Source organism: Methylobacterium sp. J-090, from assembly GCF_022829345.1.
In the GTDB taxonomy this organism is placed as follows: Bacteria; Pseudomonadota; Alphaproteobacteria; order Rhizobiales; family Beijerinckiaceae; genus Methylobacterium.
The window spans coordinates 135,357-149,141 of the sequence record NZ_JAKSXV010000096.1 but is presented as its reverse complement, the minus strand read 5'-3'; the positions used below and the strand labels follow the sequence as shown (position 1 = coordinate 149,141).

14 protein-coding genes are annotated in these 13,785 nt (G+C 69.3%); 7 read left to right on the top strand and 7 right to left on the bottom strand.

Annotation, left to right across the window (positions count from 1 at the left end; all coding sequences use genetic code 11):
* Nucleotides 1–126: 126 nt before the first annotated feature.
* Complete coding sequence (locus MKK49_RS17620) at nt 127–1,350, top strand: DUF4167 domain-containing protein (RefSeq protein WP_244031272.1); 1,224 nt, start codon at nt 127–129, stop codon at nt 1,348–1,350.
* Nucleotides 1,351–1,398: 48 nt separating this feature from the next.
* Here the strand turns inward: MKK49_RS17620 and MKK49_RS17615 are convergent, their stop codons facing one another.
* Both MKK49_RS17615 and MKK49_RS17610 read right to left on the bottom strand, forming a co-directional pair.
* Nucleotides 1,399–2,145 carry a hypothetical protein gene (locus tag MKK49_RS17615; RefSeq protein ID WP_244030838.1) on the bottom strand — a complete coding sequence of 249 codons (747 nt, stop codon included), beginning with the start codon at nt 2,143–2,145 and terminating at the stop codon, nt 1,399–1,401.
* 46 nt (nt 2,146–2,191) lie between these two features.
* Nucleotides 2,192–3,121 (bottom strand): DUF2336 domain-containing protein, encoded by a 930-nt coding sequence (locus tag MKK49_RS17610; protein WP_244030837.1) that lies wholly within the window; start codon nt 3,119–3,121, stop codon nt 2,192–2,194.
* Nucleotides 3,122–3,262: 141 nt separating this feature from the next.
* Between MKK49_RS17610 and MKK49_RS17605 the strand changes: the two genes are divergently transcribed.
* From MKK49_RS17605 to MKK49_RS17595, 3 genes are read left to right on the top strand one after another with little or no spacing between them, the layout of a single operon-like run.
* Nucleotides 3,263–3,427 (top strand): YqaE/Pmp3 family membrane protein, encoded by a 165-nt coding sequence (locus MKK49_RS17605; RefSeq protein WP_244030834.1) that lies wholly within the window; start codon nt 3,263–3,265, stop codon nt 3,425–3,427.
* 55 nt (nt 3,428–3,482) lie between these two features.
* Nucleotides 3,483–4,088 carry a sulfite oxidase-like oxidoreductase gene (locus MKK49_RS17600; RefSeq protein WP_244030832.1) on the top strand — a complete coding sequence of 202 codons (606 nt, stop codon included), beginning with the start codon at nt 3,483–3,485 and terminating at the stop codon, nt 4,086–4,088.
* Nucleotides 4,081–4,797, top strand: a complete 717-nt coding sequence (locus tag MKK49_RS17595) for an FAD-binding oxidoreductase (protein ID WP_313899183.1) — start codon at nt 4,081–4,083, stop codon at nt 4,795–4,797. The genes MKK49_RS17600 and MKK49_RS17595 overlap by 8 nt, the downstream gene beginning before the upstream one ends.
* Before the next feature lie 7 nt (nt 4,798–4,804).
* Here the strand turns inward: MKK49_RS17595 and MKK49_RS17590 are convergent, their stop codons facing one another.
* On the bottom strand, nt 4,805–5,893 hold the full coding sequence (locus MKK49_RS17590; RefSeq protein WP_244030827.1) for an NAD(P)/FAD-dependent oxidoreductase: 1,089 nt from the start codon (nt 5,891–5,893) through the stop codon (nt 4,805–4,807).
* Between the two features lie 25 nt (nt 5,894–5,918).
* The gene (locus MKK49_RS17585; RefSeq protein WP_244030825.1) at nt 5,919–7,040 is read right to left on the bottom strand and encodes a calcium:proton antiporter; all 1,122 of its coding nucleotides are present in this window, start codon (nt 7,038–7,040) and stop codon (nt 5,919–5,921) included.
* Nucleotides 7,041–7,339: 299 nt separating this feature from the next.
* Here MKK49_RS17585 and MKK49_RS17580 point away from each other — a divergent pair, with 299 nt between their 5' ends.
* A complete protein-coding gene (locus tag MKK49_RS17580; protein WP_244030823.1) occupies nt 7,340–9,058 on the top strand; it encodes a DEAD/DEAH box helicase in 1,719 nt (572 codons plus the stop codon).
* Nucleotides 9,059–9,184: 126 nt separating this feature from the next.
* Here MKK49_RS17580 and MKK49_RS17575 read toward each other — a convergent pair whose 3' ends face one another.
* Complete coding sequence (locus tag MKK49_RS17575; RefSeq protein ID WP_244030821.1) at nt 9,185–9,997, bottom strand: hypothetical protein; 813 nt, start codon at nt 9,995–9,997, stop codon at nt 9,185–9,187.
* Between the two features lie 163 nt (nt 9,998–10,160).
* Nucleotides 10,161–11,144 carry a DUF6925 family protein gene (locus tag MKK49_RS17570; protein WP_244030819.1) on the bottom strand — a complete coding sequence of 328 codons (984 nt, stop codon included), beginning with the start codon at nt 11,142–11,144 and terminating at the stop codon, nt 10,161–10,163.
* A 110-nt stretch (nt 11,145–11,254) separates the two neighbouring features.
* Between MKK49_RS17570 and MKK49_RS17565 the strand changes: the two genes are divergently transcribed.
* Together MKK49_RS17565 and MKK49_RS17560 are read left to right on the top strand one after the other, a co-directional pair.
* Complete coding sequence (locus MKK49_RS17565) at nt 11,255–12,682, top strand: ATP-binding protein (protein WP_244030817.1); 1,428 nt, start codon at nt 11,255–11,257, stop codon at nt 12,680–12,682.
* Nucleotides 12,679–13,341 (top strand): response regulator, encoded by a 663-nt coding sequence (locus tag MKK49_RS17560; protein WP_244030814.1) that lies wholly within the window; start codon nt 12,679–12,681, stop codon nt 13,339–13,341. Before MKK49_RS17565 ends, MKK49_RS17560 begins: the two co-directional genes overlap by 4 nt.
* An 8-nt stretch (nt 13,342–13,349) precedes the next feature.
* On the opposite strand, the gene MKK49_RS17555 is transcribed toward MKK49_RS17560, so the two are convergent.
* Nucleotides 13,350–13,766 (bottom strand): EVE domain-containing protein, encoded by a 417-nt coding sequence (locus tag MKK49_RS17555; protein ID WP_244030812.1) that lies wholly within the window; start codon nt 13,764–13,766, stop codon nt 13,350–13,352.
* Nucleotides 13,767–13,785 lie beyond the last annotated feature (19 nt).

The following is a 13,785-nucleotide window of genomic DNA, read 5'->3' as shown; positions in this document are numbered from 1 at the left end:
TTCACCGGGTCACCATGGCCGAGCCGGACTTCGGCTCAGGACCGCCGGGTCCCGGACCGCCTCACCAGACGCTCCTGTACCAACGAGGGTCAATCGAGACCGATGAGACCAAACCAGAACAGACGGGTGCGCGGTCGCAACCGCCCCAAAGGTCCCAATCCGCTGACGCGCTCCTACGAATCGAACGGTCCCGACGTCAAGATTCGCGGCACGGCCCAGCATATCGCCGACAAGTACGCTCAACTGGCGCGCGACGCCCAGGCGAGCGGCGATCCCGTTGCGGCGGAGAATTATTTCCAGCACGGCGAGCATTATTTCCGCATCATATCCGGCGCGCAGGAGCAGAACCGGCAGCAGGCCGGCGGCTATGCCCGCAACGGGTTCGACGATGACGGCGACGAGGATGGCGGCGACGATCAGGGTGCACCACTCGGCTACGCCGCCCAATCCTACAACGACGATTACAGCGATCCGGGTCAGCAGCCCCAGCCCGCCTACCAGCCGCCGGCCTACGAGGGGCGTCAGGACGGCCAGCGCCATGAGAACACGCGTCAGGATGGCGGGGCCGACAACCGCCAGAACCGCAACGACCGCAACGATCGGCGCGACCGCTTCAACAATCGCAACGAGCGGCCCCAGCGCTTCGACAATCAGCGCCAGGACGGTCCCCGGCAGGATGGCCAACGTCAGGATTACAATCGTCAGGACGCTTCGCGGCAGGATACTCCTCGGCAAGATCCTTCGCGTCAGGACTACCAGCGGCCGGACTACAGCCGTCAGGACCAGCCGCGCCAGGATCGGGATCGCCAGGAACAGCCGCGCCAGGAACAGTCCCGCCAAGAACAACCCCGGCAGGAATACGGACGGCGCAACAACGGGCCGCGGTTCGAGAACAATCGCGGGGGTGAGGCTTCGCAGGAAGTCGCGCGCGACGAGGCTCCGCGTCATGAGCCCGTCAGGCAAGAGACCCATCGGCAGGACGTCAACCGCCAGGAACCGGTTCGCCAGGAGGTATCGCGCCAGGACTTCCAGCCTTCGGAAGCCCGTCGCCCGGCCGACGCGCCGCCGCGGCGGAGCCGGCGCCGCGAGGAGATCGAGCGCGCGCCGGTCGAGGATGTCGCCGGTCTGCCGGCCTTCCTGATGACGCCGCCCCGGCCCGCTCTCGTCGAGCGCCCCGTCGAGGCTCGGGTCACCGAGGAGACCACGCCGCAGGCTCCGGTCCAAACCGGGACCGACGAGGCTTCGGCCGCGCCCAAGCCACGCCGCCGCCGCCGCGCCCGCTTCGAGGGGACGGACGGCGCCGAACCCGGTGTCATGGGCGCCGACGACTCCGCACCCGTCACCGAGTAAGCCGCGCCGCTCTGAGAGCCGCCCCCTCCCCGGGGCGGCTTCTCGCGTTCAGGAGCTGTTGCCGGCCTCCACGGCGGCGTGCCAATCGGCATAGCCGTGAACGCGGTGAACGAGGCGGCGATGGCGTGCGGTCTCGCCGAAGGGCGCGAGGTCCCAGACCCAGGCTCGGTCCGGGGCAGGCAGGGCCACCTCATGGAGGAGGTCGAAGCGGTCGGTCACGCGGCCGTCGCGGTCCTCCTCGATCTGCTCGATGTCCGTGATGAGGCAGACGCGGGCACGGAGACGCGTCAGGTCGTCGATATGCGCCCGGACGATCTGCCGTCCAAGGCTCGATTCCGTCGCCCCGGCTCCGTCGAGGGGCAGAATCGGCAGTTGTGACAGCAGGTTGGCCGAGATCACGAGATCGACCTCGGGGCCGGCGCCGTGGACGAGGACTGCGCCCGGCTCCGTGAGGTCGGCCGTCACCAGGGTGACATTGGGTTTGGTGCGCACAGCCCATCGGGTCGGCCAGGGATGGACGGCGTCGACGAGGCGGACCTCGGCGAAGTACGCCGCCAGGTGATCGAGGGGCACGTCGTCGAGGAGGCCCGAGCCGAGGACGACGACGGTACGGCGCCGCGCCAGTCCCTCGCATGCCCGAGCGATCACGGCGCGCGCCTGTACGAGGTGCGGCGCCCAGGCCACCCGGCACCGACGCGAGCGGGAGAGAAGGAGTATGCTCTCGCGCAGGTAGCCGCGCCGCCGATGTGTCCACGGCACCGGCGTCGTCAGGAAGTGGAACAGGTCGAGCAGCACGTCACCCTCCGGACCCGGCAGGGGGTGAGGCCGGTACGCCGGACCGTCAAGCCACCTTGGCGTTGCCCTGAGCCGCGTTGAAGCGAACGGCGCGTCGTGCCGTGGCGACCGACAGGGCCTGGAAGGCCTCGAAGGCGCCGCGCATCTCCTCGGGCGGCATGCGCCGGCCGGGCCGCGACTGGATCAGGTGCTTGAGGGTCCCCCAGCCGAAATCGACGCTGCGCACGAGGAAGAGCAGCGGGTCGTTGTCGCTGCGTTGGTAGGCCTGAAGTGCTACGGGGGGCGGCACGTGGGCGATGTGGGCGATGGCCAGGAGCGCGTCGTCCACCCGCCCCTGTGCGATGAGAGCGACGACAGCCTTCTCGTCGAGATCGACGTCGCCCGTCGCCCCCGGCTTCGCCGATGGACCGCTAACCCGATGCGATTCCGGCACGGAACGGCGCAGGTCGAGGATCGCACGCAGGACGGCGTCTTTCTGGGCGATCGCCAGCAAGGCGGCGAACCCGGTCTCCGACAGATGCGCGCTCTCGTTTCCGGCGATGCGGCGGAGGGCGGCGGCGGTGGCACGCGTCACCATAATTTCGGTGATCCGCTGGCTCAGGGTCCGCCGGCGTGCGACCGCGTCGAGATGCAGGGGGCCGGCCTCGCCGGCGATCCGCACGAGATCGTCCTCCGCCAGCCGTTCGGACCGGGTGAGGACAGGACCGGCCACGGCGATCGCCGGATCGAAGGCGAGATCGCGTACCACGCGTCGCGGGGCATTGGCGATCTCGGAAATCTCCTCGGCCAGGACGGCTCGGGCCGCGACCTCGACGTTCTGGGCGAGGTGAAGGAGGATCGCATCGAAGGGCTCGACCTCGGTCTCGCCCAATCGCACCGCATGGTCCAGGAACAGGGCCGTGATCCGGCGCAGCATCGCCGCCCGCTGATCGGGTGTTCCGATGGCGACCGCGTGCTCGACATCGAGAATAAGCATCTGGATCATGGTCCGGGAGTATGCCGCGTCGTCGAGCACCCTCGCAGACAGAGGTTTAAAAACCTCCACCGGGAACCGGGAGACAAGCGGTACAGTTGCCTCTGCGCCCTTCCATGAGCCGCATCACGTCACGGAGACATCGTGTCGAATCTCGTTCGCATCCTGCTTGCCATCTTCCTGCCCCCCCTCGCCGTCCTGATGACGGCGGGCATCGGATTGCAGTTCCTGCTCAACATCCTGTTGACGGTTCTCGGCATCGTCCCGGGCATGATCCACGCCCTCTGGATCGTCATGCGCGACCGGTGACGCCGCCGATCGGGGGAGGCAGAGCGTCGATAATTGTGACGCGAACGAGGTGAGCATGAGCACACGCGGCTTCACCGGACGACGGCCATCGGAGGCGACGCGCGAGCGCCTGCCGCCGGGCCAGTACCTCACGCAGGACTTCCCCGTGCTGCAGATCGGCCCGACGCCGCGGGTTGATCGCGAGACGTGGCGCTTCACCCTGCGCGTCGGGTCGCGTCCCCTCAAGAGCTGGACCTGGCAGGATTTCGCCACCCTGCCCCGAACCCGCTGGACCGGCGACATCCATTGCGTCACGAAGTGGTCGAAGTTCGACACGGCATGGGAGGGCGTCAGCATCGACGACCTCCTGGCCGATGCGGGTGTTTCGGCACCGACGGCATTCGCCCTCGCCGAGGGACATGACGATTACACCACCAATGTGCCGTTGGCCGATCTCACGGGAGGCCGGGCCCTGGTGGCGACCCATTACGATGGGGCGCCGATCGCGCCGGACCATGGCGGTCCGGCACGCCTTCTCGTTCCGCACCTCTACCTCTGGAAGAGTGCGAAATGGCTGAAGGGCCTGCGCTTCACCGAGAAGGACGAGGGCGGATTCTGGGAGATGCGCGGCTATCACATGTACGGCGACCCCTGGCGCGAGCAGCGCTTCACCGGTGATTGAGATAGCCCCACTCCCCTGGCTGAGTGCGACCATCGTCGGCATCACGCCGGTGACAAGTCGGGTAAAGAGCTTCCGGCTCGCCGTCGTGTTCGACCGGCCGGCACTCGCTGGACAGCATGTCGATGTGCGCCTGACGGCTCCGGACGGTTACCAGGCGCAGCGCAGCTACTCCATCGCCTCGGCGCCGAGCACCGACGGCACGATCGAGCTCATGGTCGAGGGGTTGGCGCAGGGAGAGGTGTCCGGCTTCTTCGACGGCGTGGCGGAGGTGGGTGACACGATCGAGGTGCGGGGACCCATCGGCGGCGCGTTCGTCTGGCGCGCCGAGGATGGGGGACCTCTCCTTCTCGTCGGGGGCGGCTCGGGCGTGGTGCCCCTGCTGGCGATGCTGCGCCATCGGGCCGAGGCCGCCCCCATGGTACCGGCCCTTCTGCTCTATTCCGTGCGCGACGGGACGGAGGCCATTGCCCGCGACGAGCTGATCCGGCGCGCGCGCGACGAGCCCGGCTTCGACCTCATGCTGAACCTCACCCGGGAGGGCGGCCGGCGCATCGATGCCACGCTCACGGACGAGGCCCTGGCGCGCCTCGGGCGTCCGCGCCACGCCTATCTCTGCGGCGCCAACCCGTTCGTATCGACGGCGTCCGAGCTTCTCGTGGAGGCCGGCCTTTCCCCCGGCACGATCCGGACGGAGCGCTTCGGCGGATGAACGGTCCCTACGGAAACAGTCGATCGGCGACCTCTTCGGCCAGCGACAGGCTCGATGTGAGACCGGGGCTTTCGATGCCGAAGAGATGAACGAGGCCGGCTAGACCGTGCTCCGCCGGTCCGTCGATGACGAAATCCAACGCGGGCTCACCGGGTCCCGTGAGCTTGGGTCGGATGCCGGCATAATCCGGCGTCAGAACCCCATCGGGCAGGCCGGGCCAATAGCGACGGATCGCCCGGGCGAAGGCTTCCGTTCGGCCGGAATCGACCGCGTAATCCTCCGTCTCGACCCATTCGACATCGGGGCCGAAGCGCATGCGCCCGGCGAGATCGAGGGTGAGATGAATTCCGAGGCCGCCCTCGACGGGCGCGGGATAGATCAACCGCGAGAAAGCCGGACGGCCGAGGCAGCCGAAATAGCTGCCCTTGGCCAGGACCCTTCGCGGGATGCGCTCGATGGGATAGCCGGCGACGCGTGCCGCGATGCCTTGGGCGCCGAGGCCGGCGGCATTCACGACGGCGTCGAAGGGAAGTTCGTCTTCGTTCACGATCGCGATCCAGGCGCCGTCGGCTCTGCCAAGGCCGGCCACGGCGCTGTGAAACGCGATGGCCCCGCCGCGATCCTCGAGGTCGCCCTGGAGGGCGAGCATCAGGGCATGGCTGTCGACGATGCCGGTGCCGGGCGCGTGCAGGGCGGCCACGCAGGCGAGATTGGGCTCGAGGGCGCGGGCCTGCGTTCCGTCGATGAGAATGAGGCCTTCGACGCCGTTGGCGGCACCACGCGCATGGATTTTCGCGATGGCCGCACGTTCGGTCTCGTCGGTGGCGACGATGAGCTTGCCACAGGCCCGGTGCGGCACCCCGTGGCTCGCGCAGAACGCGTACAGCATCGCGGCACCGGCGACGCAGTGGCGCGCACGAAGCGATCCCTCTGGATAGTACATCCCGACATGGATCACCTCGGAACTGCGCGCGGAGACGCCTGTACCGATACCGCCCTCGGCCTCCGCCACCACGACGGCATGGCCGCGCCGGGCGAGAGCACGGGCGACGGCAAGGCCGACGACACCGGCTCCAATCACGAGAACGTCGCTCATATCGTGGCTCTCGGGGCTCGCCGAATCACGGGCTGAAGATCAGCACGAGGTAGACGAAGAACACCACGAGATGCACCGCCCCTTCGAGCACGGTGGTGCGCAGCCCCGAGAAGGTCAGGGTGCTGAGGATGAGGGTGACGACGAGCAGCGTCATCTCCGTCGGCGCGAGGCCGAGGACCACGGTCTGGCCCGTGAGGAGGCCGACCGCCAGGACCGCCGGCACCGTGAGGCCGACGGTGGAGGTCGCCGCCCCGAGGCAGAGGTTGATCGCCCGCTGGAGCTCGTTGCGCGCCACCGCCTTGAGGGCACTGATGCCCTCCGGCGTGAACACGATGGCGGCGATGAGCACACCACCCAGTGCCGAAGGAGCTCCTAGCGCCTCGATCCCGTGATCGAGGATGGCGGCCAAGCTCTTCGACAGGAGCACGATGGGCAGGATGTTGGCGATGAGGAGCGCCACGTGCTTCAGGATCGCACCCGTCTCGATCCCGGCCGTCGCCGTATCGGGCTCGGGCGCGACGGTCCCGGGGTTCGACTTCGCCACGCGGCCGCCGTCGTGGATGAAGAAGCTGCTGTGCCGCCCGGTCTGGATCAGCAGAAAGATGCCGTAGAGCGACACGGTGAAGACCGAGAACGAGATCGCCTGCACGGGGGTGAGGGTGCCGCCCATGGTGGAGGTGGTGAAGTTCGGGATGATGAGCGCGATGGTGGTGAGCGGGATGATCACCGACAGGAAGGCCGAGGTACCCTGCAGATTGTAGGATTGCTGGTGGTGGCGCAGGCCGCCGATGAGCAGGCCAAGGCCGACGATGCCGTTGAGCACGATCATCAGCACGGCGAACATCGTGTCGCGTCCGAGCGTCGGTACCGCCTTGGAGGACAGCATCACGGCCGAGACCAGCACCACCTCGATGACGACGATGGAGAGCGTCAGCACCAGGGTGCCGTAGGGCTCGCCGAGGCGGTGGGCGAGTTTCTCGGCCTCGTGGACCACCCCGAACGCCGCCCACAGGATCACGAGGAACAGCCACAGGAACAGGCCGGTGGCCCAGAGCGGCGAACCGAGACCGCCGAGCCAGGCCGGCCCGAACACGAAGAACGCGGCGACGCTCGCCCAAGCCCCCACCAGACGCAACACAGCCGCCATCCTTCATCCTTGTGCCGTCGAGAACCGCGGCGCCGAAAACCGCGCCGCGACGGCACGAGGAGCCGCCGCAACCCGCCTTAAGTGGCACACGGGGACTGAGGACACAGCCGGAAAACGAGACTTAACTGTGCGGGACACCCCCCATGCGTGCGCAGACGTGGCGCACGGACGCGGTTCCGGCTACAACGCCACGTATCCGTAACCGATCGAGGCCGGAGTCACGCATCGAGGGAATCGATTCGCGCCCAGCGCGACCATCCCTCGGCGGATTCTTGCCTGTTTGCCTGCAAGGCTCCTCAGTGCCCTTTCCGACCCTGCCGGCCCCGCTCTCCCGAGCTCTGGCCGCGCGTGACTACGAAGACCCCACACCCGTCCAGAATGCGGTGATCGAAGCGGCTGCACAGGGGCGCGACCTCCTCGTCTCGGCCCAGACCGGCTCCGGCAAGACCGTGGCCTACGGCCTCGCCTTCGCCGAGACGCTGCTCGACGGCGCAGAGCGGTTCGGCCCCGCCGGCGCGCCGCTCGCCCTCGTCATCGCGCCCACCCGTGAACTCGCCCTTCAGGTCGAGCGCGAATTGTCGTGGCTCTACGCCGAGACCGGCGCGCGGGTGATCTCCTGCGTTGGCGGCATGGACCCGCGTCGCGAGCGCAGCCAGCTCCACGACGGCGCTCACATCGTCGTCGGCACGCCTGGCCGGCTGCGCGATCACCTCGAGCGCCGCAACCTCGCGACCCAGGATCTGCGCGCCGTCGTCCTCGACGAGGCTGACGAGATGCTCGACCTCGGCTTCCGGGACGACCTCGAATTTATCCTGTCGGTGACCCCGAAGGACCGGCGCACGCTGCTGTTCTCGGCGACCCTGCCGAAAGCCATCGCGACTCTGGCCGAGCGCTACCAGAACGATGCCCTGCGCATCGCCGTGAAGGGTCAGGAGCGCGGCCACGAGGACATCACCTACCGTGCCGTCCGCGTGGTGCCGCGCGAGCTGGAGCACGTGGTGGTCAACACCCTCCGCTTCACCGATGCGCCGACGGCCATCGTGTTCTGCAACACCCGCAACGCCGTTCGCCACCTCCAGGCCGTGTTGACCGAGCGCGGCTTCCTGGCCGTGGCGTTGTCGGGCGAACTCGGCCAGGGCGAGCGCAATGCCGCCCTCCAGGCGCTTCGCGACGGCCGCGCCAAGGTGTGCGTCGCCACCGATGTCGCCGCCCGCGGCATCGACCTGCCTACCGTCAGTCTGGTGATCCACGCCGACCTGCCGCACGACGCCGAGGTACTGCAACACCGCTCCGGCCGCACGGGCCGCGCCGGCCGCAAGGGCACTTCCGTCCTGCTGATCCCGGCCTCCAAGCGTCGGCGCGCCGAGCAGATGCTGATGATCGCCAAGGTCAACGCCGAGTGGGCAGGGCCGCCCACCGCTGACGAGATCCGCGCCCTCGACGGCGAGCGGATGTGGCAGGACCCGCTGTTCACCGAGGCCCCGGCCGAGGAGGATGTCGCCATGGGCGAGACCCTGCTCGCCCGCCGCACGCCTCAGGAGCTCGCCGCGGCGCTAGCGCGCATCTACCGGGCGCGCCTGCCCGAGCCGGAGGACGTGACCGACCCGGGTGCTGGCCCTGAGCGCAAGGCCCGGCCGGTCTACGATCCCGCCGATACCGCCCGTATCGACGCCGAGGGCCCCTCGGTGTGGTTCCGGCTCAACCTCGGCCGGCGCGACAACGCCGACCCACGCCGCCTGCTGCCGATGCTGACCCGCCGCGGCAATATCGGCCGCCAGGAGATCGGCGCCATCCGGATCTTCGATCGGGAAACCAAGTTCGAAGTGCGCGGCGGCGCGGCCTCGCGCTTCGCCCAGACCTTCGCCAAGAACGGCTCGCCCGAAATTCAGGTGGAAGCGCTCCTCGACGGCGCCGGCAGCGACCAGGAGGCCAGCGGCCCCAAGGGCTTCAAGAGTCCGCGCGGCGCTCGCCACGAACGCGAGATCGGCAAGAAGCCGCGCAGCAGGGCGAAGTCGTAGGAAAGCCCCGGCGAGATCTAAGATCTCGTTGATCGAGCGGAGGTTTCCCCTCCCCTTCACGGGGAGGAGAGGCCGCTGCCCCTATCCCGATCGTGAGCGCGCAGCCGGATGGGGGCGGGATCGCCCTCAGAACTGCTCGGGGAAGCGCTTGACCGCGTTGCCGAAGGCCTCGACGCCCTCGACGAGCTTGCGGCCGACGGGGGCCAGGGACGGCACCTTCATCCCGAACATCTCGGTCTCCTCGACCTCCGGCTCGGAAGCCTGCGCCGGTTGCGCGGCGGCGACCTTCTCGGCGGTGGCGGGCGCCGGCTTGGCGGCAGGCTTCGTCCGCGCCACGACGGGAGCGGCCTTCGGTTTGGGCGCGGCTTCCGAGAGGGCGGGCGCCGGCGGAAGGGCCGCGAAGGTCCCGCCGGTTGTGGTGCGGGCCCGGGTGGTCTCGATGGGCGTCGGGGCGACGAGGGGGGCGGTGCGAGCCTTCTCCACGAGGGCTACGGCAGGGGCGGCCGGCACCGTCGCGGCGTTCTCGATGACGGGCAAACGCGCGGGCTTGGCGGCCGGCGCGACGCTGGCGACTTGAGCCGGCTTCGCCTCCACCGGCGCCGATACGGCCTTGAGCGGCGCGGGATCAGGCACGGCAGCCTCGATCGCGGCAGGCACCGGTACCGGACTGGATGGGCGATGGGACGGCGCCAACGCGGGCACGCCGTCACGCAGATCGGGCCAATCGGCCGAGACCCGACCCATGCGGACCTTGGAGGGAGGCGGCCCGGCGAGGCCCGAGAGCATCGAATAGGCCCCGGCCGACAGGCCGACGAGGCCGACACCGCCCAGAACCGTCATCAGGGCGAGGCGGCCGACGCGCGACGGCGCCTTGGGTGTGCCGGGCGCGCGGCCTTCGACGGGGGCGCGCATCTCGGACGGATCGAGGGCAATCGACATCAGCGTGGAGTCATCCCGAACGCACCCGGCGACCGTTTCCGGCCGCTGACGCGGTGCCGTGTTCGTGAACTGATCCCGACAATGGGGCATGAAGATGTCCGGCAACGTATCGACAGTCGAAGCCCGAGTTTACCCGGTTGATATCTGGAGTAAGCCGCACGCTTTAAGGAGTGGTGTCGCGGATCGTCTTTTCTCCGTCCCGGTACGATGCAAGCACCATCTTGCCCGCCATCTGGCCAATGCCGGGTTCGGGGCCGGCTTCAGCCCGGCACGCGACCTGTGCCGCCACGACCCGGGCGACGGTGCGCGCTGCGCGGTCGGCGCCGCGGGGCATGGCCTCGCCCGCCGCGAGCCGCAATTTGAGGGCGAAGAGGCGGGGGTCTCCCCAACGCGCCAGCACGGCTTGAAAGGCGGCGTGAGCACCCGCATCGAACGGACTCGGCCGTCCCTCCGCGTCGCGGCAGGGATGGGGCGGATGGAGATTGGCGCAAGGGATCAGGCCGGGCGGGATCGGCGCCGTGGCCGCATGGGTCCGGCGGGCTCGCAACACCTGCGGGGCGACGAAGGCGCGCGGCCCGCCCGGGACGGGCACATGGGGGCCGCCGAACACCTCGATCCGCCCGAGCGGCGTTCCCATCACCACATCCGTCCGACGTTCGGCGAGGAGCCGGGGCACCGGACTGTCGGGCGCGAAGGCCGATGTCCCGCAGGCCGCCGACAGGCGGGCGACGAGGTCCGGATCGCGGGTCCGCAATCCGGCCCAACCCTGCGGAATCCCAACGCCGAGGTCGAACAGGAGGGCGTCGCTGTCTTCACGACGGGCGGCGCCGGCGTCCGGTCCCCTCTGTGTGACGACCTCCGGACCCGGCACCAGGGCGCTGGCCGCGGGAAGGCACAGGGCGACGCAATGGCTCCAGCCACCAGCGAACCCGGTCTCGTAGGCGACCATCACGAGTTCGTCGGTGGGGTCGAGGATCAGGGCGCCGCGCGGTGTCAGTCGCCCGAAACGTCCGAGGCGCCCGACCGGCTCACCGACGGCATGGCCGAACGCGGCCACGGCGCCGAACCCGCCGAGGTTCCAATGCGATGTCGGATCGTCGAGGGCCCGCGCGAGATGATCGCGGATCGTTTCACCCGCATCATTCACCGTTCGGGATTCCACCGTGCCCACGGGAGAACCGCGCGCGGCGCGTTCCATCCCGTCGCGACTGAGCTACAAGCGACCGACGTCCTGCCCCGTTTCCCGGCACACCGACCATGATGACGGCCCCCGCCTCGAATCCCCCTGGTTGGGCCACCGCCCCCACGTTGTGGGCGCGTCTGCCGACGCGGACGCGGATGATTCTCCTGGTGCTGGCCATCGATCTCCTGGCGGCACTGCTCTCGTGCGGGGTCATCGTGCTCAACGCGCGTTCGGCCGTCGAGGTCGAGATGAAGGCCGCCCTGGCCAATGTCGAGCTCCTCGTCTCCGATACCATCGATCTCGCGCAATCGGCCTCACCCGAGACCCTGCTCCAGACCTTGCGCCTGCGCGTCCAGGGCCTGCGCCACGTCCGCGTCACCGTCCTCGATGCGTCGGGCGCCGTGGTGCCGGCGCCCTCCCCGCGCCTGCGCCGGGATCAGCACGACCCCCCGCGCTGGTTCGTCGCCTTGATCGCGCCCGCAACACGACAGCACGAGTTGCCGATCGTGGTCCAGGGACGGAGCATTGGCACGGCGCGGATCACCACCCAGCCCCGCGACGAGATCGACGAAGTTTGGGGCTACGCCGTCTCCCTGTCGCTCGCGAGCCTGCTCGTCAGCCTCGGGCTGCTCGCCGCCCTCTACGTGGCGTTCGGCCGGGTCCTGGCACCCCTGACGCAGGTCGCCGACGGCCTGACCCAGCTCGAGCGGCAGGACTACACGGCCCGCCTCGCTCCTCCGGCGTCCCGCGAACTCGCCATCATCGCCGCGCGCTTCAACAGCGTGGCGCAGGCCCTGTCGGAGACCCGAGCGGCCAACGGGCGGCTCAACCGTCAGCTCCTCTCCGCACAGGACGACGAGCGTCGGGCCACGGCACTGGAGCTCCACGACGAATTCGGCCCGTGCCTGTTCGCCCTGGAGGCCAACGCCGCCTCGGTGATCCGCATGGCCGGCGCCGTGGCCGCGCCGGACCGGGCCAAGCTCACCCAGCGCGCCGAGGAGATCAGCACCATCGTCGGCCAAGTGCAGACCCTGAACCGAGATCTCCTCAACCGTCTGCGACCGCACGCCCTGGGGCAGGTTCCCCTGCCCGATTGCCTCGTCTTGCTGTTGCGGGATTTCACCCGACGGCATTCGGGAACGGATTTCGCCGGCGCATTCGACGGACTTGGTTCCGGCTACGGCGACGTCACCGACCTGACGGTGTTCCGTTGTATCCAGGAAAGCATGACCAACGCCGTCCGACATGGGCGGGCGGGGAGAGTCACCGTGGAGGCCCATGAGGAAGCGCATGCACGCCTCGTCATCACCGTGCGCGACGACGGCGGCGGAATCGCCCCCGATCACCGGGTCGGACTCGGTTTGTCGGGGATGCGCGAGCGCGTCGGGGCCCTGGGTGGCACTTTGGTGCTTGACAACGGGTGGCCTGGGACGGTTGTCCGGATCATGATTCCGTTCGGTTCCGAACGGTCCGAGGACACGAGCGCGATCCCCGACGCATGAATGCGATCCCCACCACCCTCACGCGAGCTCCCGTTCTCGTCATCGACGATCACCCGATCGTGCTCCAGGGCTGCCGCCGGGTGCTGGAGGATGCCGGTGTCGAGCGCATCGCCGAGGCGACCACCGTGGTCGCGGCCTACCGCGCCTTCCATCGCCTCAAGCCGTCCATGGTGATCTGCGACCTGACCTTCCAGGGCAGTGGCCTCGCGGGCCTCGCCCTGATCAGGCGGATGCGCGGCGTCGATCCGCAGGTGCGCATCCTCGTGTTCAGCATGCACAACGATCCGGTCATCGTCGCCCGTGCCCTGGAGGCGGGGGCGCTCGGCTACGTTCTCAAGGACCACGCCTCAGGCGAGTTGTTCGAGGCGTTCGACAGGGTGCGCGCCGGACAGGTCTACCTCGACCGGCGCCTGGCTACGGAGGTCGCCATGCTGCGCACCGACCCGCGCCGCACCCCCGAGGCCCAGCTGACTCCGCGCGAGCAGCAGATCCTGGCGCGTCTGGCCCAGGGCAAATCCTACGGCGCCATCGCGAGCGACCTGTCGGTGAGCTACAAGACCGTCACCAATGCCTGCTCGCAGATGCGCCAGAAGCTCGGCGTCCGCACCCTGGCCGAACTCATCCACGTGGCGGTGACGCAGGCCCAGCGGCAGGGGTGAAGCAGGGCTCAGGCGAGCCCGCCCATCGCCCGCACGATCGCCCATTCCTCGTCCGTCACCGGCTGCACGGACAGGCGGGAATTGTTGGCGAGCACCATGGCGGCGAGGCGCGGATCGGCCTTGATCGCCTCCAGTGTGACGGACTGGGGCAAAGCTTCCACGGCGCGCAGGTCCACCATGCCGAAGCGGCCCGTGGGGTCGGACTCGTCCGGGTAATACGGCCGGATCACCTCGACGATCCCGACCACGGCCTTGCCCTCGTTGGAATGGTAGAAGAACCCGAGCTCGCCGACCTCCATGGCCTGGAGGTTCTTCTTGGCGACGTGATTTCGCACGCCGTTCCAGTGGGTGCCGGTTGCCCCGGCCGCGACCTGCTGATCCCACGACCACGTCGCGGGTTCGGACTTGTAGAGCCAATGGGCCATGCGGATCTCCGGGAAACGG